Origin of the sequence: Paenibacillus durus ATCC 35681 (genome assembly GCF_000993825.1) — a bacterium.
Classification (GTDB): Bacteria; Bacillota; Bacilli; order Paenibacillales; family Paenibacillaceae; genus Paenibacillus_AQ; species Paenibacillus_AQ durus_B.
Genome location: NZ_CP011114.1, coordinates 4,617,816 through 4,639,669 on the forward strand (window position 1 = coordinate 4,617,816; position 21,854 = coordinate 4,639,669).

20 protein-coding genes and 1 riboswitch are annotated in these 21,854 nt (G+C 45.4%); of the genes, 3 read left to right on the plus strand and 17 right to left on the minus strand.

Translation table 11 applies throughout. From position 1 onward, the window contains the following. Positions 1-46: 46 nt before the first annotated feature. From VK70_RS21580 to VK70_RS21635, 12 genes are all read right to left on the minus strand, one after another. On the minus strand, positions 47-1,144 hold the full coding sequence (locus tag VK70_RS21580) for an ABC transporter ATP-binding protein (RefSeq protein ID WP_051505105.1): 1,098 nt from the start codon (positions 1,142-1,144) through the stop codon (positions 47-49). After that, a complete protein-coding gene (locus tag VK70_RS21585; RefSeq protein ID WP_025696062.1) occupies positions 1,141-1,977 on the minus strand; it encodes an ABC transporter permease in 837 nt (278 codons plus the stop codon). Before VK70_RS21585 ends, VK70_RS21580 begins: the two co-directional genes overlap by 4 nt. After that, the gene (locus VK70_RS21590; RefSeq protein WP_025696059.1) at positions 1,978-2,853 is read right to left on the minus strand and encodes an ABC transporter permease; all 876 of its coding nucleotides are present in this window, start codon (positions 2,851-2,853) and stop codon (positions 1,978-1,980) included. Positions 2,854-2,874: 21 nt separating this feature from the next. After that, positions 2,875-4,038: an extracellular solute-binding protein gene (locus tag VK70_RS21595; protein ID WP_025696057.1), complete on the minus strand. Its 1,164-nt coding sequence runs from the start codon at positions 4,036-4,038 to the stop codon at positions 2,875-2,877. A 14-nt stretch (positions 4,039-4,052) separates the two neighbouring features. Further along, positions 4,053-4,859 carry an HAD-IIA family hydrolase gene (locus tag VK70_RS21600; RefSeq protein ID WP_025696055.1) on the minus strand — a complete coding sequence of 269 codons (807 nt, stop codon included), beginning with the start codon at positions 4,857-4,859 and terminating at the stop codon, positions 4,053-4,055. Then, positions 4,816-6,201, minus strand: coding sequence for an alkaline phosphatase family protein (locus VK70_RS21605; protein ID WP_025696053.1), 1,386 nt, complete (start codon positions 6,199-6,201; stop codon positions 4,816-4,818). The genes VK70_RS21600 and VK70_RS21605 overlap by 44 nt, the downstream gene beginning before the upstream one ends. A gap of 149 nt (positions 6,202-6,350) precedes the next feature. Beyond that, entirely contained in the window at positions 6,351-6,932 is a 582-nt protein-coding gene (locus VK70_RS21610) for a glycerol-3-phosphate responsive antiterminator (RefSeq protein WP_025696051.1), read from the minus strand. Between the two features lie 130 nt (positions 6,933-7,062). After that, positions 7,063-7,965 carry an aldo/keto reductase gene (locus tag VK70_RS21615; RefSeq protein WP_051505103.1) on the minus strand — a complete coding sequence of 301 codons (903 nt, stop codon included), beginning with the start codon at positions 7,963-7,965 and terminating at the stop codon, positions 7,063-7,065. 49 nt (positions 7,966-8,014) lie between these two features. Continuing rightward, complete coding sequence (locus VK70_RS21620) at positions 8,015-9,217, minus strand: MDR family MFS transporter (protein WP_025696047.1); 1,203 nt, start codon at positions 9,215-9,217, stop codon at positions 8,015-8,017. After that, on the minus strand, positions 9,214-9,606 hold the full coding sequence (locus VK70_RS21625; RefSeq protein ID WP_025696045.1) for a MerR family transcriptional regulator: 393 nt from the start codon (positions 9,604-9,606) through the stop codon (positions 9,214-9,216). The genes VK70_RS21620 and VK70_RS21625 overlap by 4 nt, the downstream gene beginning before the upstream one ends. Before the next feature lie 65 nt (positions 9,607-9,671). After that, a complete protein-coding gene (dpsA, locus tag VK70_RS21630) occupies positions 9,672-10,541 on the minus strand; it encodes a dipicolinate synthase subunit DpsA (RefSeq protein WP_036640968.1) in 870 nt (289 codons plus the stop codon). A 39-nt stretch (positions 10,542-10,580) separates the two neighbouring features. Beyond that, the gene (locus tag VK70_RS21635) at positions 10,581-10,877 is read right to left on the minus strand and encodes a sensor histidine kinase (protein WP_081754881.1); all 297 of its coding nucleotides are present in this window, start codon (positions 10,875-10,877) and stop codon (positions 10,581-10,583) included. Positions 10,878-11,081: 204 nt separating this feature from the next. Here VK70_RS21635 and VK70_RS21640 point away from each other — a divergent pair, with 204 nt between their 5' ends. Next, on the plus strand, positions 11,082-11,804 hold the full coding sequence (locus tag VK70_RS21640) for a type 1 glutamine amidotransferase domain-containing protein (RefSeq protein WP_025696041.1): 723 nt from the start codon (positions 11,082-11,084) through the stop codon (positions 11,802-11,804). 43 nt (positions 11,805-11,847) lie between these two features. Here the strand turns inward: VK70_RS21640 and VK70_RS21645 are convergent, their stop codons facing one another. The 3 genes from VK70_RS21645 to VK70_RS21655 all read right to left on the minus strand — a co-directional run bounded on the left by VK70_RS21645 (position 11,848) and on the right by VK70_RS21655 (position 13,591). Continuing rightward, positions 11,848-12,288, minus strand: coding sequence for a DUF6526 family protein (locus VK70_RS21645; protein WP_025696040.1), 441 nt, complete (start codon positions 12,286-12,288; stop codon positions 11,848-11,850). 29 nt (positions 12,289-12,317) lie between these two features. After that, positions 12,318-12,659, minus strand: coding sequence for a zinc ribbon domain-containing protein YjdM (locus VK70_RS21650; protein ID WP_025696038.1), 342 nt, complete (start codon positions 12,657-12,659; stop codon positions 12,318-12,320). A gap of 83 nt (positions 12,660-12,742) precedes the next feature. Further along, positions 12,743-13,591: a helix-turn-helix transcriptional regulator gene (locus tag VK70_RS21655; RefSeq protein WP_025696036.1), complete on the minus strand. Its 849-nt coding sequence runs from the start codon at positions 13,589-13,591 to the stop codon at positions 12,743-12,745. A 202-nt stretch (positions 13,592-13,793) separates the two neighbouring features. On the opposite strand from VK70_RS21655, the gene VK70_RS21660 reads away from it, so the two are divergent. Next, positions 13,794-14,621, plus strand: a complete 828-nt coding sequence (locus VK70_RS21660; protein ID WP_051505102.1) for an SDR family oxidoreductase — start codon at positions 13,794-13,796, stop codon at positions 14,619-14,621. A gap of 64 nt (positions 14,622-14,685) precedes the next feature. After that, a complete protein-coding gene (locus VK70_RS21665) occupies positions 14,686-15,558 on the plus strand; it encodes an SDR family oxidoreductase (protein WP_155986923.1) in 873 nt (290 codons plus the stop codon). A gap of 111 nt (positions 15,559-15,669) precedes the next feature. On the opposite strand, the gene VK70_RS21670 is transcribed toward VK70_RS21665, so the two are convergent. Then, the gene (locus VK70_RS21670; protein ID WP_046723751.1) at positions 15,670-20,547 is read right to left on the minus strand and encodes an OmpL47-type beta-barrel domain-containing protein; all 4,878 of its coding nucleotides are present in this window, start codon (positions 20,545-20,547) and stop codon (positions 15,670-15,672) included. A gap of 84 nt (positions 20,548-20,631) precedes the next feature. Then, positions 20,632-20,718, minus strand: a riboswitch (cyclic di-GMP riboswitch). A gap of 183 nt (positions 20,719-20,901) precedes the next feature. Then, positions 20,902-21,798 carry a DUF2167 domain-containing protein gene (locus tag VK70_RS21675; protein WP_025699631.1) on the minus strand — a complete coding sequence of 299 codons (897 nt, stop codon included), beginning with the start codon at positions 21,796-21,798 and terminating at the stop codon, positions 20,902-20,904. Between the last annotated feature and the right edge of the window lie 56 nt (positions 21,799-21,854).

Consider the following 21,854-nt stretch of genomic DNA (forward strand, 5'->3'; position numbering starts at 1 on the left):
TCAGCTCCAGCAGTCATCTGCTGGAGCATTCTGCATTTAGGGTGATTTAACGTTTAACTTCCATTTTCTCATGTTTGAAAATTTTACAGCTGTCGCTTGGAAGATGTACAAACAGCCTTTGTCCAACGGCAATATCGGATTGTTTATTCACATACAACCGGATGGTTTCCCCTTCTGGAGCGCCAACCATGCACTCTTTTCTTTCTCCTGAAAATACGATGTTCCGCACTTCCCCTTGAAGTATATTTTCTTCTGTGGAACCTTCATTGCCGATTTGAATATCCTCAGGCCGAATAAAAATGATTACTTTATCCCCTTTTTGTATTTCATCCTGTTTTACCAAGCCTTTTAATTGAAAACCATCGCTTTGAATGGACGCGTGCCCGTTATCTTTGTCCACACATTGCCCGACAATTTTATTAGATACACCAACAAAGTCTGCTACAAAAGGTGTTTGCGGTTCATTATATATTTCAAGAGGCGTCCCTAATTGCTGAATGACTCCATTCTTCATCACGGCAATCCGATCCGACAATGTAAGCGCCTCTTCCTGATCGTGAGTGACATAAATCGAAGTGAATTTTAATTTGTCTTTTAAATTCATTATTTCAAATCGTAATTCTTCTCTCAGCTTGGCGTCCAAATTCGAAAGTGGCTCGTCAAATAACACGACCTTAGGCTGATAGATCAAAGCCCTTGCCAATCCAACCCTCTGCTGCTGTCCCCCAGATAATTCTCGCGGATATCGTTTGGCCAGATGATCCAATTGGACCAGACGCAGCATTTCCATCACTTTGACTTTACGTTCCTTTTTATTTTCTTTGCGGATTTTCAGCGGAAATTCCACGATCTCAAAAACAGTCATATGCGGAAAAAGGGCAAAATTTTGAAAGACCAAACCGATTTCTCTTTTATGTGATGGAACATGGGTCAAATCTTTGCCTTTGATATGGATTTCTCCATTATCCGGCGTCAAGCTGCCTGTAATCATGTTCAGCGTGGTTGATTTCCCGCAGCCGCTCGACCCGAGAAGAGTCAGCATTTCTCCCTCATAAATGTCCAAATTCAGCTGGTTCACTACCGTAGCATGTCCGAACTTTTTTGTAATATTTTTCAATGAAATCATGACTTTCTTATCTATCATAAACCTTTCACTCCTCCGCTTAAATTTTCCGGCTTGATTTGTTTCACGATTACACCAAGGATGAGGATGGAAGGGATGAGCAGGATAACGGAAATCGCGCTGGCTACTTCTTTATAGCCGTCTCCGATGGATAGATACGTCTGTATCGGCAAAGTGACCGTCTGCGGGCCGTAAGTCATCATACTTAAAGTAAACTCGTTAAAGGAAGTCACAAATACGAAAATTACCGCCGCCAAGATCCCGGGCATGGACATAGGGATAACCAAATATAGAAATCTCTGAAACCAATTGGCCCCGCAAACGCCGCCCGCGTCGATAACCCTTTGTTCCAAAGCCTCAAACGTAGCGGACATAATTAATACAACATAAGGAATGGTAATGGTGGAATGCGCAAGCGCCACACCGAAATGAGTGTTAATCAGATCTAATGTATAAAATATTTTGGCCGTTCCGAGCGCATAAGTTAATTCCGGTATCATTCTAGGGAGCAGTATCAGAGCGATCAGCAGCTCCTTTGCCCGCAGCTTTCTTTTTCCTATAGCCCAAGCAGTGGGAACTCCGATCAACAAACTGATGACTATCGTTAATCCGGCAATCATAAAACTATTCATCGTGACCTGCATCAGATCCGTCATCTGAAAAGCCCACTCGAACCATCGTATACCCCATGATTCAGGCAGCCACCTTGCGCCGAACCAGCCTTCTCCGAAAGCGGACACGATGATGACGGCAAACGGCGATAAAATAAACAAGGCAAATCCCAAAAGGAACGCGTAAATCACGACTTTCTTTCCCGTCCGGACGGCCCGAATGCTATGAGTGATCGGATTCATCTATGCCGCGCTCCTTTTCTTAGTCAATCTAAAGTAAATCAAGATAAAAATAATCTCGAGAATCCCCATAATAATGGCTAAAGCGCTGGCTCTGGGCCAGTTATTAAACACACCTGCTTCCGTGTAAATCGCAACTGTCAGGGGTCTGTAATTTCCACCGGCAATCAGCGGAACATTAAAGGCGCCGAAAGCAAGTAGAAAGGTCATCACCGAGCCGGAACGGATACCGCTCATGCTTAATGGCAAAGTAATATATCTGAACACTTCAAAAGGTTTGGCCCCGGTAATCGTAGCCGCTTGCTCTACGTTCCGGTCGATTCCTTCTATCGATGATAAGGTCATCAAGATCGTATGAGGGGAGTAAAGCCATGCATAAAATAAGATCAAGCCGTACAGGGTGTAATTGATTTTCAACGGTTCATCAATAATTGGCAGCACTTGCATAAGAAACAAGTTGACCCAACCGTTCTTGTCCCAGACGATCAGCAGGCCGAGAGCACTGATTAACGCTAGTACCGTTAGCGGCAGTAAAATCAATAGTCGGATGAATGTATGACCTTTTACCCGTTTCCTTAAGATTAAAGCGAGCGGCAAGGCGATAAGGACGGAAAGGATCGTTGTGGAAATAGCCAAAACAAAGGTAATACCGATAACGTTCCAGTATTTTGCCGAACTTAGTAAATCGATATAGTTCTGAAGGGAATAACCGGTATGATTGCTTATCGTTAAGCTGTTCATGAAAGTTATGCAGAGCGGATAAATAAAGAGGCCGATGAAAAAGACTAGCCCGGGAAATAGAAGCAATAAGGTGAGCAAATTGTCTTTTTTAAATTGCATTGATATGGAAATGAGGAATCCTGATGAGGGATTCCTCATTTCTTTCACCTCCAGCTGAAATTACTTAACCAAATCCATGCCTTTTTCTTTTAAGAACGTGTAAGCTTCATTATTATTCAATGGAATTCTGGATTTCTTAACGACATCCCATGACGGCACGTTGTTCCATACCGATTGAGGAACATTGTCATATTTATTGATTCCCATATAGATCCACAGCGTTTCCATCATGTTCACCTGCGTTTCTTCCGAAAGCATCCAGTTCACAAACTTAGCAGCCAGCTCTTTCTGACTGTCAGGCGCGTTAGCAGGAATCGCTAGATAAGCTGCACCGCCATAATGGCCGCTTGGGAAGAAGGTGGATTTTACGGATTTAGGAAGCAGGCCTTGGTCTCTGGACCAGAGTGTATAGTCAATTGCATATTCGGTAATCCAAACATCTTCCGAGGCAAATTGCTGGAACAATACCGGCGGTTCAGAAGCTAAAGGCTTAAAGAATGCTTTCGAGAATTCGCTGAATTTATTGATGCCGTTCGTCCATTCGGCTGTTTTTTGTAAAGTTTCAAAAGGCTTCGAGAAGTCTACTCCGTAACCGAGAAGGATATCGCGCTGCATGATTCTTCCTCCGCCGGACTTGGCGTCCGAACGGATCATACCGATGTGGCCGGCCCATTCGCCCCGTCTTTCATAGAATTCTTCCCAAGATTTCGGAGGATTCTTGATTTTGTCGGAGTTGTACAAGATTCCAAATTGATCATGCCAGAAAGGAGCCGCCTTACCGTCCGTTGCAATTCCTAAGGCTTCCTTTAATTCACTAGGCTCAATCAGCGAAATATTGGGGATTTCCGGGTTGTTTTCAAGCGTTTCAAACGGGATTCCAGCTTGAATCATATTGCCGATGCCATCCGGCTTTAACAACAGCACGTCGATATCGCCTTCACCTTGTTTCTGAGCGGATAATCTTTGCTGGATTTCAGCCCCGGACCCTGTGACATAGTTAATTTTGATGCCCAATTCGCTTGATGCTTTTGGAATCATTTCACTAAAAAACTTTTGTGTGTTTGCGCCGCCTGCGGTATCGATAAAAGTAATGGATTGATTTTGAGGCTCAGGAGACGGGTTACTTGCATTGTCTTTTGTACTTTCGGTAGGACTGCTTGAACAACCGGCAATCAGAGATACGCTTAATGTCATAATTGCGCACAGCTTCAACATGGATTTCATAGTTATCTTCTCCTTTATGTTGTATATATATTTAACAGTTGTTCCATATTTTTAACGATATAGTCAGGAATAATTCCAAGCATATTGTCCCGCAAATAGGGATTATGTTCATTAATCCAGACCGTTCGCAGCCCCGCTTGCACTCCTCCAGCCATATCCGTCATAAAATTATCTCCAACCATGACGCAATGATCGGGGTCAAGTCCATACCGGTTAAGCACACATTCGAACAAGTAAGGTGAGGGCTTCCCGATGTGCTCGATCTTCAGGCCGATCACCGTTTCAATCGCAGCGGTTAAAGAACCCGTTTCCGGTACAATCACCCCTCCGGTTCCTACATGATGCGAATCGCAATTCGCCCCGATGACTTTCGCTCCGCAATGAATATCATTGACGATCTTCTGCAGCTTGTCATAATCAAACGTTACATCTCTCCCGACAAGAATGACATCGGCCCGTATTGGATCGTCGATTGGAATAAGTTCATGTCCCGCACCTAGAACCGAGCCTTGCAATGCTTCGCTGCCCGCTACCTTAACCTTGACACTGCTACCGAATTTCTCCTTCAAGTAATGACCTGCGTTGTCTGTTACGGTAATAATTTCATCAGGTTCGGCTGGTATGCCGATGCGGCTCATTTTGGAAGCAATTTCTTTTGCCGTCTGAGTTGAATTATTGGTAACGAAGAAACAACGTTTCCCTTCATGTTTGAGGAGCTCCAACAGTTCTTTAGCCCCGGCAGCCGGCGTGTCGCCATAATAGATGCATCCGTCCAAATCAAAAAGAAATGCCCTCATGCTGTTCATTGCTGTATTGCCCATTCCTTGCTCCTTTGCCATTAGTTTTAAAATCGATGGCCTGCCCGTCCATCCCGGAAATATCACCTCCCATCATACTTAAAAGAGTCGGAGCTATATCGACAATTTGAATTTCGGGTATTTGAATGCCTGAAGGAATCGATTTGCCTGCGGCAACAAAGATACATTTCAATTCCTCATGATCAGGCAAATAGCCATGCATGCCTTGAAACTTCGTTCCTTCCATAAACACAAGATCTCCCTCGTGTTCAAAATGAATGAAACAATCCATCTTCGCTTCAAAAGCAAAGTCCGGACGCTGATCCTCCATTTCTCCCTCAACAGGCAAACCCAAGCTATCATAATCCTGCGGTTCAAAAAGTCTGCCTATCCCTTCCATTTCCTGCAAGCATTGTTTCACTTCCCGCATCAGTGCAGCTTTCATTGCAGGCTCTTCCTCAAAAATATACACGTATCCGGAACCGCCATTGGATACCGCCGCCACCTTGCTTTGCTCCGGCTGATTCGGATCGAACCAGCCTTTTTGTTTGAAGCATACATTGGGAAAAACCGTTTTCGTCGTATCGACGAATCCATGATCGGATACGATACATAGAGCGGTGTCTTCCCAGATCCCTTCTTCCTTTAGAGTCGAAACAAGCTCCCCGATTCGCTCGTCAATATACTCTAAGGACCAATACACTTCTTGCGATCGGGTGCCATAATCATGCTGGTAGCTGTCTGGAAGTAAATAATGAAGCAGCATGAGATTAGGTTTATGCCTCTGAATCAAATGCTTGGCAACTTCCGTCGTCAACCAATCCTGCATATGTCCCCGTGAATGATCTTTACTCCAGGAACCGTATTGCTCAACCGGCAATCCCGCTTCTTTAAGCTCTCTCCACAAACCCGGCGTAGCATAGGCTTCAAATAAATCCTGATCATAAAATTCAGGAATATTATAATCAATTGATTGGGCTTCCCTGGTAACGGGCCAGCATACGGAAGCCGTTGTCCATCCGAGCTGTTTGGCCGTGTCATAAATGGTCTCTCTTTGAAGAATCTCTTCCTTGCCCCAAGTGCTGTCGCTAAAATATTCGCCGACGCTTTTAGTTGAGCGATTCATTACCCAGTTTCCTAAAATCCCGTGCTTCCGGGGATAAGTGCCGGTAACGATGCTCGAATGAATAGCCCAGGTTGCCGTTGGAAATACGCTTTTCATCGCACCCGCCATTACACCCTGCTTGATTAAAGATCTTAGATGCGGCATTCTAACCTGCCGTTCCTGAAGGTAGTAATTCGCCATTCCGTCAATGCTGAGTAATATGATGTAAGAAGGCCGTTGACTGACTGCTCCAGAGCTCATTTTCTTCCCCCTTGGAGTTAGTTTTGCTTCAGTAAAATAAAAATGAACAGAAAAAGAGAAAGCTCAACAATAAACAGACATAGCCATGCTAAGTTCTGTTTATTGTTCAGAGCTTTCTCTCGACACGACTCTAAACAATTAGAGATATATTATATATCTTGAAAAGTTAATGACCACAAGCTTTGTTCACTGACAGAAAGCGAAGTTGCGCCAGCCTCAAGACATTCGGACGCCTCTTCTTTCGTATGAATCAGCCCGCTTGCGATGATGGGAATATGATCATAAGCGTCCGTAAAAGCAGCGATCGTCTTACGAACAACCCCAGGCATAAGCTCCACTCCATCAGGGCAAACATTCTCTACCGCCTTGAGTCCATTTTGCAGCGCTAAAGAATCAATAATAAATAAGTGAAGTATTCCGAATAAATTAGCTCTTTTCGCTTCAGCGATCAGATGACTTTTCGGCGTGACAATTCCGTCCGCTCCAATGTAATCTGCTATAAAGCTTACCGTTTCCTTGTCGGTATTGGATAAACCCTTAATCAAATCGACATGGACAAAAGCGCCTTTACCGGCTCTCTTGACTAACTGAACGGCGTTAATAATCTCCTTAACTGTTCCACCCATGAAAAAGATATTGTCCACTTGACTTTCGATTGCTTGTTCAACATCTTTCACATTGCGTAAAGCGGCAATAATCGGCTTCTGACCAACTTTGTGGAGCAGATTCATGATGACTACCTTTCTGTTTCGTTGATTCTGATAACAGAATAACCAATAAATATTATGAAAATATCAATGATTTGTAAAATTAACATAAAAATTATATTAACAAAATTTTATTTTTTTCCAGGCATCGTTTCTACCACAGCGTGTAACCGGCTTCAATCAGGATTTTATACCACTGTTCCCGGGTCATCTCCACGCCGTCGACCGATTTTATGGCCCGCTCAATCCGCTCCTTGTTGCCAGTGCCCAGTACGATGGCGGGATTTGACGCGTGCTTGAAAATCCATTTGTATACGACTTCGTCAATATGTTCCAGCCCAAGCTCCTGCCGAATGTTCTCCAGCACGTTGTTCATTTTTTCCTCAGCCGCATTAGTGGGATGGAAAATCCGCCCGCCCGCCAGAGGCGACCAAATCATCGGGGAGATGCCTTCTTTCAGGCAATGGGTCATTGTGCCGTTATGATAATTTTGGATGCCCAGCGGATGCAGCATGAATTGGTGCGTGACAAACGGAATATCCGTATATTTCTGCAAGGTGTCAAACTCAAGCGGACTATGGTTGGATAAGCCAAAATATTTGACCTTCCCCTCATCCTTAAGCTGCTGGAGCGTTTCGCTAAGCTCGGACGGATCGACCAGCAGATCGAACATATGAATCAACAGGATATCAATGTAACCGCATTTCAGCTTCTCCAAGGATTCGTTCACCTGGGCCAAGACATATTCCTTATCCGTATTGAAGAAGCGGGTCTTAATATTGGGATTTTTGGCATTCGGGACACAGATATCGCATTTCGTGACGATTTGTATTTGCTCCCGCAAGGACGGCTCCAATTGCAAAGCTTCTCCAAACTGTGCTTCGTTCCGATGATCGCCTCCGTAAATATCGGCATGGTCAAAGGTTGTAATGCCCCGCTCAATACACCATTCGATAAACCCTACCACTTGCTTGGTGCTCAGATTCCAATCATTCATCCTCATGCATCCGACAACCAGTTTGGAAATGGAAAGCTGCTCGTTTAATTGAATTTTCAACAATGCCACCCACCTTGTATAAGGATTATACATAATAAATCCGTTTTCATTATACATCCCCGCGAAAGCGTTTGCTTTCAATATTTTCAGGTTTTATTTTTAAAAACTTATAGTGAAAAATGAAAACCGATATAACCATTAGAATAATCGCCGCTAAATAGAGATGAACGTAGGATAATTGTTCAACAATAACTCCGCCAAGCATGGGTCCGAGCGCCCTGCCTAAGGTAGACGACATACTTACAAAACTTTGATAGGAACCTTTTGCATTCGATGGTGAAATCGCATTAATCATTGCCGGGATAGCAGGAAACACAAACATTTCTCCTAAGGTAAGCAAGACAATAGCAGCCATGAACCCGATATATTGTTGACTGAATATAAGGACCATGAAGGAAAAAACAAATAGCATAACGCCCACATAAATCTGTATTTTATAAGTATGAGCCAACTTTTTAATCATTAACGAAATCAGCGGCTGGCCTAAAATAATCAGCAATGCATTGATCGTCCATAAAAAGCTGTACTGTTTAATTGAAATATTAACTTTTGGTAAATAAGCCGAAATAGTACTTTGCCATTGGACATAACCGATCCACACGACGAAGTAAACAAAACAGATAATAAATACATGGATTAACCGTTTACCCTCATTACTATTTCTTGCTTCACTTAACCCGTTAGATTCACTTTGTGGAGGAGTGGCGCCCATATCTTTGTAAAATAATAAAACGATCATTAAAAAGGCGATGTACAATAGCAGATTCGCTATAAATATAAGAGAAATATTGATATCCGCAATGAAACCGGCAATCGATGTTCCGACAGCTACTCCGACATTAAGCCCTAAGTAAATGGCATTAAATACATAACGATGATCATAGCCAGATACACGGGTCGCAAGCGAATTAATGGATGTAAAAAGGATACCTGTGCCCAAACCTAAGATCGCTAAAAATACGGCGTAATGCGGCCAGCCATGATTAAAAACTAAACCAATAAGTGAAATTATGGAGATAAACAGTCCGAGTAAAACCGTCTTATAACCGCCGATCCTGTCGAACAATCGCCCGCCGAAAAAATTTCCGATTAATGTTGTAGTGGAATCGATTAGCAGCACAAAGCCAGCAACAGCCAGTGATTTCCCCAGATGATCGTGCATGTAAATCGTATTTAGCGGCCAAATAAAACTGATCCCGGCATTATTTAAAATAGACCCTGCTACTAACCATTTTAACTTTGACTTGTTCATTTGTTTATCATAGCCTTATACAGGCTCATTCGATCGATTATTTTGGTCCTATGATTCTCAATGATTTTTCTTTTTTCATCGAGTTCCCGTAAATGATTATCCAGTACCGCTAAACGTTTCGTTAATACGCTTATTAGTTGGTCATTCACAGTTATAGCGCTGTTTTCAATTACGCATCCCTCTTTTCCAAAATCGATAATCTCTTCTAACGATAGCCCCATGTCTTTTAACTCCTTAACAAATTCTATAAAGGCAAGATCTTCGTCACTATACTCTCTGATACCCGAACAGTTCTTATTAACTGCTGGAAGCAGACCTATTTCTTCATAGTAGCGAAGTGTGTGCGTAGACAACCCCGTTAACTGCGAAATATCGCTGATTTTATACATATGTTTTATCCCCCCTTTTTCAGAGTAGCAGTTAGAGTTGACTTTAAGTCAAGACAATATGAGCATCAGATCAACATTTGACTTATGGCATCGGCGATAATACGGCCTGCTGTCCTTGGAGCTACTATTCCTGGTAATCCTGGGGCAAGAATTGCCTTAATACCGTACTTCTCCGCAAAAAGGAAATCTGTTCCTCCGGGTTTTGAAGCTACATCGATTATGAGTGTAGAACGTTCCATATTAGATATAACATTCTTTGTCACTACCAATGCCGGGATGGTATTGAACAAAATATCTGCATCCTGAACGTGATTGTGCAGTTCTTCTATGTAAAATGGGGTCAGCCCCGTTTCGTATGCACGTGCAAAAAGGTCAGGTTCTCGAACTCCTACCTTCACCTTTGCTCCAAGCCCTTTTAATGTTCTGGCCAATGTCAATCCAATCCGTCCAAGGCCAAGTACTACATTAGTAGAGCCGTGAATTGTGATATCCGTATTTTGAATGGCCATCATAATGGCGCCTTCTGCTGTAGGAATTGAATTCAAAATGGCTACATCATCTCTAGCAAACAATTCAACCAACTTGATCTTGTACATTTCGCAGTAGTTCTTTAAATATGCATTGGCCGCCCCCGAAATAATCATTCCATCATTAGGGATAGATTCAAAAACATCAGCCGTTAATTTCAATTCATTCGTTGAAAAGGTGGACTCTACACCACCGCTCATATCCGTTCCACCTGCAGGCAGAATCACTATCCGTGATTGTTTAAACAATTCTAAAGACATCTTTACTTTTTGGACACCAGAGAATGATTCTTTCAAACTTTCAAATCCAGTTATACATAAAGTTGCATTTAACTCAGATAATTTCTTAATCACTTGAAGCTGTCGGCTATCTCCGCCAACAATGAGAATTTGAGTACCCGTAAGCATAGCCATTGTCCTTCTTTCCAATTTTTCATGACAATTTAATTATAGTGGAAGTTCAACTCTTATTTCGAGGAACCCGTCTTCTATGGATACACCTGTGCTGCCGCCCATCTGTTCCGCCAATAGGCTAACGATAGACAAGCCCAACCCTGTACTATTACTTCTTGCTTTATCACCAGTATAGAAACGATCAAACAGCCGCTTCACATCCATTACGGAAGGATTGTTCACAGGATTTTTAAACGATAGGACGGCTTTGTCTGCAGCCAGCACACGTACTTCTATATCTCCATTTGAGTGCTGAACACAATTACGAATTAGATTTTTGTAGGGAAGCATAATGTCGAGTAATATTAAATCATAGGAGTTGTTTTGAATTTCCTTTATTCCGTCAACGCCGGTTCAATAATCAGAACAGTAATCATTAAAAACCACCTGATTCCTTTCTGTTTTTCGAACTAGAATGTATAGACAGTAAATGACTAAGCATATGGATAACCTGTAACCGCGTCCTGTATTCCTTAATAGAGGAGAGAAAAAGCGATGAGCCAGCAGAAGAGAATTCTCATTCCGTTGCCGTCACATGATTTTGATACCACTGAAGTCGTGGTGCCTTGGCATAGATGCAAGGAGGCGGGGATGCAAATCGTCTTTGCTACGCCGGATGGAAAACGGGCCTACACCGACCCTTATTTGCTGACAGGCGTCATCTTCGGCCAACTGGGTGCAGCCAAAGAAGTAGTTGAATGTTATCATCAGGGGCTTGAGCAGGATGACGCATTTTTGCACCCTCTGAATTATGAGCAGATCGAAGCCGAACAGTTCGACGGCTTGCTGCTGCCGGGAGGTCATGCCAAGGGGATGGTGCCTTATCTGGAGAGTACGGTCCTGCAAGAGAAGGTTCTGCGTTTCTGGCAGTTGGACCGGCCAGTCGGCGCAATCTGTCATGGAACCATCGTACTTACCCGGACTATGGACCCGGAGAGCAGACGGTCCATCGTATATGAGAAGCGGATGACAAGCCTGATCAAGCCGCTCGAACGTACCGCGTATTGGTTGACCGCTTGGGCGCGCGGCCGCTACTATCGAACCTATCCTGAATATGTACAGGATGAAGTCACGCGACACTTGCGGAGCAAGGCTAACTATGTAAAGGGACCTTCATTCAACACCCCGTTTGTCGTTGAAGATGGACAACTGCTGACCGCGAGATGGCCCAAGGATGCGGAGCTGTTCGCGGAGACCTTTATACGGAAGGTAAAATGAAGGACATGTCCCTCTGCTTTAACGGCGCACTATTCTTAGCTCCCTAGATTCTGTAGTCGTCGCCTCTCCACTGCTGGATCGATTTTTTAATGGCATCGGGTGACAGCTGATCTACTGCTGCTTTCTTGCAAAGTGCAGGAAATTCGTCATCGGAGGCAAAACGCAAAGCTACGATTTGTTTTACGCTAAGCCTCGGATCCAGCAGCTTTTGGGTCAATACATAGTGCCGGAGATTCTCTTCGGCTCGTATCGCCCGATCCTGTGCTTTTAGAGGATAAGAGCGAACGATTAGAAAAATAACGATAAACATGATAGAAATAATCAGAAAAAGAACGGCAGGAAATACTTGATTCCCCGCATTCAATGATCTCACCAGCTCTACTACGGCAGAAATAAATAAACCTGCTGTCAACAGGGTAAGTAATACGTGAAAAAGAGGATGTATCCTGCGATGATTTGTATAGTTTTGAGATTGCTGACTCATTTCTCTCCCCCATTGTATGGTTTATCGGGTTATACCTTTTTTACAAATTCAGATTTTAAACTCATAGCTCCAAAACCATCAATTTTGCAATCAATATCATGATCCCCGTCAACTAAACGTATATTTTTCACTTTTGTGCCTACTTTTAAGACGGATGAACTTCCTTTTACTTTAAGGTCTTTGATTATGGTCACCGTGTCACCATCGTTTAAGATATTCCCGTTTGCATCTTTGGTAATCCTCTGCTCTTGAGCAGTCTCAGGCTCCAATTCTATAATCCACTCATGAGCACATTCCGGGCAAACATAAAGACTTCGATCTTCATACGTATATTCGGAATTACATTTTGGGCAATTGGGCAAATTAGACAACATTTCATTCCTCCATTCGTTACATACATATATATACTAACATATCATAACGAACTTGCAGCAATTAAACTTATACTTCCCCTTCAAACTCTAGCCGGAAAAAACCGGTCCAGCTTCTCCATCGTGCCGGTATGGGCTTGCGGAGTGAACACCGTCATGATCATGCTGTGATCCTCGGCCAGCGAAAAGCTGCTGTAATCCATACTCAGTACACCCAACCTTGGATGATGCAGCTCTTTTCTCCCTTCAGGGCTATGGATCACTTCATGCTGCGGCCACCACATTTCAAATTCCTTGCTTGATTTCAATAATTGCTCGACTAAATTGTTATACCAAGGATCGTCCGCGAACTTTCCATAAAAGCTCCTGAATTGAGCCAATTGCCCCTTAGCAATGTTCTCCCAATCGACGAACAGCTGCCGATACTCTTCCATCATGAACATCCGCCAAACGACATTACGCTCTCGATCATTCATGTCATCGCTATATCCAAATACTTCGGCGGCTATCCGGTTCCACGCCACAATATTCCACCGTCTCCCGACAATATAAGCCGGAAATCGATGGAGCTCATCAAGAATTAGCTTCGTTGCCGGGGAAATCGCCTCGTTGCTGCCTGCATCCGACTCCGGATCGCCAGGAAGCCACTGACCGGCTAATGCGAATAGATAGCTTCGCTCGTCCTTATCCAGCTTAAGCGTTCGGGACAGGCTTTCCAAGACCTGCTCGGATACGCGAATTTCCCGTCCCTGCTCCAAGCTTGTATACCATGTCAAGGAAATCCCCGATAATGCCGCGACCTCTTCCCTGCGCAAACCGGGAGTGCGCCGGCGCGTCGAATCACTTCTGAGTCCGGCCTCTTGAGGAGATAACCGCTTACGCCTTGTCTGTAAAAAATCAGCAAGCTCCTTGTGTCTGATCGAATCTTTCATGCAAATCCTCCTAATCCAAAACGGGCAGCATTTATCCTACGATATAAACTGCTATCATCACGAGCGCTACGAGAAACTGTCTTCTTCCTATTATACATCAAGTCCCATAATATGAGCTTATGCACGCACGGCAGCTTAAAGAAACCCCTTCCCCACCGCGGCGAAAAGCAAAATTATGCTCACAGGAGGCGAAAATCCGTCCATGATTAATATTGAGGATAAAACCGTTTTGGTGACCGGCTCCACAGACGGAATCGGCAAACTAACCGCTATCCAACTCGCTCAAGCAGGCGCTACCGTTCTGATGCACGGACGAGACCGCGAAAAATGCGCCGCCGCCCTAAAAGAGATCGCCAAACGGACAGGCAGCAGCAAGCTGCGGACCTATTTGGCTGATTTTTCTTCCCTTGCCGAAGTTCGGCGCATGGCCGAAGAGATCCGCAATCAAGAAAGCCGTTTGGACATTCTGATCAACAATGCGGGAATCGGTTCGGGAAAGCTCTCCAATAAAAAAAGAGCACTTAGCAAAGACGGCCACGAGCTTCGTTTTGCCGTCAATTACCTGGCACCCGTCCTATTAACCCAGCTTCTGCTTCCTACTGTACGGGCAGCCGCACCTGCGCGCATCGTCAACGTTGCTTCCATCGGACAAAAGCAGATTGACCTCAATAATGTCATGCTGGAGCGCGACTACGATCCTTTCGATGCCTACAAGCAGAGCAAGCTCGCTTTAATCATGTACACTTTCGAGCTGGCTCAGCAGCTCAAGCCGGACCGCATTACGGTCAATTGCGTGCACCCGGGGTCCCTACTCAATACAAAAATGGTACGTGAGAGCATCCCCTTCGGGTTCGGCAGCCCCAAATCGGGAGCGGACGTCCTCTTCCATTTGGCCTGTGCGGCCGAGCTTGATCAAGTAACCGGGCAATACTTCGACAAAAAGCAGCCGGCCCAGGCAGACATTCAAGCCTACAACAGCGATTTCCGTCGCAAGCTATGGGCATACACGGAGAATTTGATCGCGCCATAACCGCGTCTGATCGTTCAGTCGTAACCTTTTGCAATCTTAAATTCATTATTGGAGCGTGGTCGTGTTGGCACAAAGAAATGTTAAGAGAACAATGTCGGTTTTTATTACAGGGGCGACCGGAGGAATTGGCTCAGCATGCGTCAAACAGTTCACTCAAATGGGAGTTCGGGTCTTCGCGGGAGTCCGCGATACAAAGCGGGGCGAGCGGCTCCGGGCGTCAACATCATCTTCGGTGATCCCGGTCCAAATTGATATTACAGATCTAGCGTCTGTACAATCCGCCTTTGAAGAAGTGGCGACGATGACCGGGAACGAAGGGCTGGCCGGATTGATTAATAATGCAGGCTGCATCGTGCAGGGCCCTTTGGAGCTGCTCCCTATGGAACAAATCAAGCAGCAGTTTGAACTTAATGTTTTTGGACAAATCGCGGTAACGCAGGCTTTCCTTCCCTTACTGCGGAAAAATGGCGGGAGAGTCATCAACATCGGAGCTGTGACCGGAAAAACCGCGCTGCCCTTCTTCGGCGCACTGTCCGCCTCCAAGCACGCGATGGAAGCTATTACAGACGCTCTCCGGGTTGAATTAAAGCCTTGGAACATTCACGTAGCCATGATTGAGCCCGGTGCTATCGAAACTGCTATTCACGAAAAAGCCCACGACTCTTCCGCCCGGTCACTGCAGGAGGTTACGTCCGATAGGCTTGCCTTGTACCAAGATGCAATCACAAAGCTCGAATCGGTCATCGCCAAGCAGCCTTTATCCCCTACCGAAGTGGTCGTGAACGCCATCATCCACGCCCTGACATCACCCAAACCCCGGACCCGTTACGCTGTGGGCAAGGGCGCACGCATGATCATAACCCTAAGCCGTTTCCCGGATAAGCTTCGGGATAACCTATTGATCAGCAATCTTGGGTTACGGAAGACGCATGGGTGATAGCGGACAGGGACGGTATCTCTGTTCTAGAAACAAAACCGTCAGACGAGTGCCTCGCTGACGGTTGTTTGGTGTTCATGACCTGCCACATTATGTTAAGACTGCTACCTTTTATTTCTGGATTTTAACTACCTTTTCACCGATCACCAGTACACCGTTGACATATCCTCTAAAGTGCAAAGTAACCTCTGAACCCGTCCAATCAAAATCGGAACGTTCGAATTTGAATTGGCCGAGCTTTGCCTGCTGATAATAGCCATTATTACTGTTAAGGGCCTTCACACCATTTACGGTAGCGGTATTCAGATCGAATCCCTGACTGTTGTAGCCATTCGGCAAGTCTACACGAACAGTAAACACGCCTTTATTGCCCTTGATAATATTAGGAGTCACCGTTATGGAAGCTGGAAGATAAACCGTAAACTGTTTTTGTAATGTCGTGCTCAGCCCTACACCATCTGTAACGGTAACCTTAACAGTGTAAACTCCCGGTTTGTCGAGTAAAATTTCGCTGCCATTCGTTACGACCTGTTCCGCCGCTCCATCCGGACTGGAAACCGTCATCTTCTCGGATACTACACCTGAAAGAGCATCAGTTGCCGAGTAATCCAACTTTAGCGTCGCTCCGGCCTCAGCCTCTTTGCTGAGATCCATCGTGACGACCGGCGCAGTTCTATCGATTTTCACCACGGCTGTATTCGCAGCCTCGATGTTGCCGGCTATATCGGTCGAATAGAAAGCAACATTATGGATCCCTTCATCACTGACCGTGAACGTACTTCCCTTGACATATGCCGATCCGTCGATCGAATAGAACGTTGTGGCTACGCCGCTAAGAGTATCCGCTGCAGTTAATTGGACGGTCACATCTCCTTTCGTCCAGGCAGCAGGAACGTCAGCAGTGGTCATGGGTGCTGTCTTGTCGAGCTTCACTTCGGCTGTGTGTGCCGCTTCCTTATTGCCTGCTTGGTCAACCGAGTAGTAACTGATCTTATTAATACCTTCGTTGTCTACCGTAATCGAATTGCCCTCGTTATAATCGGATCCGTTGATCGAGTAGAACGTTTTGGCTATGCCGCTGAGATTGTCTGCTGCAGTCAATGTCAGTACGTCCGTTTGCGCAATCCATTCCGGGATATCGCTTATCTTTGTGCTTGGCGAGGTTTGATCAATCTTAACATAAATCGTCTGCGGTGCTTCCTTATTGCCTACTTTATCCACTGAGTAGAAGGAAACTTTATTTACACCTTCTTTGTCCACCGTTACAGAAGCTCCCGCCGTGTACTCGTTATCGTTCAGAGAATAGAACGTGTTCGCGACTCCCGTCTCGTTATCTGTTGCCGATAAGGAGATAATCTGGCTCAGGTTCGTCCAACCGGCGGGTGCTTCTGCTTTCGTCACCGGTGCTTCCGTATCGATAATAAGCTTGGCGATAACGGTGTTTGACGGTTCCGATTCACCAAACGAGTTACTGTACGATGTCACATAATATTCATGATCCTTATAGGACAAATCCGAAACCGTGAAAGACAAGTTATTTAGGTTTTGCGTCAGCAAAACCGGTTTGCCGTCAATGAGCTCATATATGTTATAGCCGTTCGCGTAGGTGACGAAATTCCAGGAAATCCGGGCACTCGTGCCGCTTAACAATTTAATGGAGGCAACCGGAGGCTGCATGACCGGGAAGACAATCGTATTGGATACCCGATTCGAAGGAGCAGACTCTCCAAAACGAGTGCTGTACGCAGTCACTTCATACGAATGCGATTCCTCTGAAAGATTGTACACTTTGTAGCTTAAAGCCGTTCCCTTATAGATTAACTGCCGGTCACCGCCAGTCACATCGTAAACATGATATTCGTTTGCCCAAGTGACCGACTGCCAAGAAAGCGTAATATTGTTGGCATTAAATACGGCCCCTACCAGGACTGGAGGCTGAACCACCGGCCAGGTCAACGTGAACTGGAGCTCGCTTCCTACTGTTGATTCTCCGAAACGATCGCTGTAGGAGCGAACAACATAAACGTAATCGCCCTCTGGTTGGTTCGTAAACGTAACGGCCGTTCCAGTTTGAGTTTTTTTCAGAACTTCTTGTCCGTCAATCACTTGATACAACTTATAGCCTGAAGCATAGGTAGTGGCATTCCAGCTCAAGGTAATGTCATTTCCGTTCGTAATAGTTTGCTTAAAGCCGCTCGGCGCTTGCATGACCGGCCAGACCAACGTGAAGCTAAGCTCGCTGCCTTCTGCCGATTCTCCGAAGCGGTCACTGTAGGAGCGCACCACAAAGTTGTAGTCGCCTTCCGGCTGGTTCGTGAGTGTGACAGCTGTTCCGGTCTGCGATCTCACCAACACTTCCTGTCCGTCAACAACCTTGTAAAGTTTATAAGCCGTTGCATAGGTAGCGGTATTCCATTTCAAGGAAATGTCATTTCCGTTCACAATACTTTTTATAAAATTACCCGGTGCCTGCATAATTGAAGGAAGAATCGTTAAGGTCACCTGACCGCCTTCGGGTGATTCTCCGAAACGGCTGCTTACGGCATTTACGATATAGGTGTGATCACCTTCCTGTACATTCGTCTGTGTTGCAGTCAGGCTTGTTACCGTATTCTTTAGAACTTTCTGTCCGTCGACAAGCTCATAGACTTTATAAGAGTTCGCGTAGGTCACAGCTCCCCAAGTTAACACGACGTCGTTTCCATTCTGGATTTTATATGCCAGATTACCCGGGGCGGCCAATGTGGGATAAATCAGCGAAACCGTGACTTCTGCCGCTTCAGGTGACTCGCCAAAGATCGTGGAAACAGAGTTGATCTCATAAACCAAGGTACCTTCCGGCTGGTCTCTATAAATCACGGAACTGCCGGTTACCGTACTCTTCAGAACCTTTTGTCCATCAATGATTTGATAGATTTTATAGCTCGTTGCGTAATTCGCTGCCGTCCATTTTAAGGTGATATCATTACCGTTCGTTATGGTGTAGGTCGGGTTTGTCGGAGCTTGCAGCGTTTGACCACTCAGCGTTACCGTAATCCGGCTGCCTTCCGACGACTCGCCGAAACGGGTCGAAACCGAATGAACTTCATACGTGTAATCGCCCGGCTTCATGCCGGTATACGTGACGGTTAAGCCGCTCACCGTGCTTTTAAGCACTTTTTGACCATCCACGATCTGGTAAACCTTATAGCTTGTCGCATAGTCGGATGCAGCCCAAGTCAAAGAAAAATCCGTCGCATTTTTAATCGTCTGGATCAGATTGGCCGGCGGCTCCATGGTCGGAAAAATGAGCGTAAAGGAAACCTGACTTCCTTCCGCCGATTCCCCGAAACGGGTAGAGAAGGAATGAACTTCATACGTATAATTCCCTTGCGGCTGATTGGTGTAAGTGACAGTAGTGCCGGCTACCGTGCTTTTCAATACTTTTTGTCCGTCAATAATTTGATAGACTTTGTAACTGTTGGCGTTTGCCGAAGTACCCCAGGTCAGGACCACATCATTAACGTTTTTGAGCGTATAGTTAACAGCTGCCGGCGGCTCCATTGTTACGGAGCCCAGAGTAAAGGAAACCTGGCTTCCTTCCGCTGATTCCCCGAAACGAGTAGAGAAGGAATGAACTTCGTAAGTATAATTCCCTTGCGGCTGATTGGTGTAAGTGACAGTAGTGCCGGTTACCGTACTTTTCAATACTTTTTGTCCGTCAATAATTTGATAGACTTTGTAACTGCTGGCGTTGGCCGAAGTGTCCCAGGTCAGGACCACATCATTAACGTTTTTAAGCGTATAGTTGACAGCTGTTGGCGGCTCCATTGTTACAGAGCTCAGGGTAAAGGAAACCTGACTTCCTTCCACCGATTCCCCGAAACGATCACTGTAGGAATGTACCTCATAGTGGTAATCCCCGGCCGGTTGGTTCGTATAGGTGACGGTTGTTCCGGTTACGGTGCTTTTTAGTACGAGCTGCCCGTCGATAACCTGATAAATTTTATAGCCTGTAGCATTTGAAACGGTACTCCATATTAAAACCACGTCGTTGACGTTTTGCAGTTTATAAGTTAGATTGCCGGGTGCCGTCATGGTGCCATCCCCGACAATTATCGTTAAACGGCTTCCTTCCGCCGATTCGCCAAAACGACTGCTGTAGGAATATACCTCATATACATATTCTCCAGCCTCTTGATTGGTAAAGGAGACGGTTGTACCGGTTACCGTGCTTTTTAATACTTTTTGACCGTCAGCTTGGATTTGATAGATTTTATAGTTCGTGGCATAACTGACTGCATTCCATTTCAGGTTGATGTCGTTGACGTTCGTCAGGCTAAACGTGAAGTTGCCTGGAGCCGCCATGACTGGATAGACGACATTAACGTCGACAGGTGCGGATAGCGGAGATTCACCAAAGGCGGAATTCACTGCACTAACCGCGTACGTAGCTGTTCCCATTGGAGCATTGACGACTGTATATGTACGTGTTGTCTGGGATTTTATCAAGGTTCTTTGTCCATCAGCTTGAACTTGATAAAGATTGTAACTTTGGGCATTCGCAGAAGTGGTCCAGCTCAGGACGATATCGTTGCCGTTTTGAAATGTGTAGGTTATAGTTGGCGCCGTCATGTCGGGATAGGTGATATTCACCGTAATTGGCGCGCAGGGCCCTGACTCTCCATCCGGACTTAAGGTTGAAACCACATAGGTATATGAACCTTCGGGAAGAGCGTTAATGGTAAAGGAGGTCGTTGTCATTGTCCCTCGCTCGATCAACTGGCCGTCCGTAATCTCATACACCTTATAACCGGTAGCCCCATACACGGAGCTCCATGTCAGCTTGACATCGGTTGGTGTCAGGAGCTGATAGGAAAGATTGCTTGGAGGCAGCACATTATTGTTTGTCTCAGCCGCAAACACATTTAAAGCGGGAAACAAGACCTGGATCATAAGCATCATTGAAACCAGGAAAGAAAGTCTTTTGGAGGATTTACGTTTTCTCATGTGTTCCTACCTTTCTTTGATATAAGGATAATAGACAAAAAAAATGAACCTCTGACAAGGCTCATAGTAAAACCTATGATTCCTTGTGGCAACCGGCTGCCTTCCACATGGATGTGGTTCAGGCCCTTGGCTTTGCGTCTCATGATTTCTCATGATTTGCCTTTTTCACTGGATTGTGACTGAAGCTCTATTTTTATAATAGGTATCTATTCCTGTCATGTGAATAGGCCATAAGAACCATGGTCAGTCTAATCTGGCATTTTCCTTTCCTGAACCCCCAGTCGAACTGGGGGTTTTCGTGTATAAAAAAATAACGGAGCCCCACATCGGTGCGGCTCCGTTTCACGTTCTAACTTATGATACGTTCTCTTCCGAATTGTCCGGCGTTGGCTCCGTCTCCTCGGTTGCTGACTTCTTTCTGCGGAACAGCTTGCTGAATAATTTCCCGACCGCCCCCAATGCGAGAAGGATAACGATCCCGAATTTCTTCGCTACAAGCAGTATTATAGCTATAAGTCCAGCCTTCTTCGCTACTACCAGCCCGGCTCCGCCCAATATAAGACCGGTTAACCCCAATTTCGATACCTTATCGGTAGCGGCATTAAAGTCCTCGTACTTCTTCCCAGCATTAATAGTAAGCTTCGGCAGAACCTTCTCCGTCAGGGTCTTCTTATCTTCGTTCAGATGCTCCGGATCGGAGATGAGTATAGCCGAAATCGTTCCTGTGCGGGTCAAGAGTCTGACGTTATAATTCAGTATTTGTTCCTTGTTATCGTCCTCGGCCAGCATCGACCAGGTCAAGTTATGAGTAGCTTCATCATAGAATGGTTCTACATCCCAGCCCGTTACGTAAATGCGCGTGCCTTCGGGACGCTCTTTATTGGCTTCCTCGGTCCCTTTTTTGTAGCTCTCCAGTATGTCGTCAGCATTGATCTCTTCTTTTTCGTCATCCTTAATATGTCCGGTTTCCTCGTAGCGGAAGAGAACCTCCCACATCTGATTTTCGTCCGCAGGGTAAATACTGCCCAACTCGTCGCCGCTTGGGGTGTCATTATTATCCTTAGCGATTTGCATGGTATCTTCCTTATTCAGGAATACCATAGAAGGGTCCAAATCAAGGGTAGCCATGTCCTCCAGCTTAACCGGCTGTCCACCTTCCACCCAGTTATAGCTCTGTTCCGCCGAAGCCGTACCGTTGAAAACGGATAGCCAAAGGGCAAAGACGATACTCAGAATCCTAAATCTTTTCATACTTCATGCCTCCAGTTGGTTTAGAACGATGCAACTTTCGGTATGGCGGAACCGAT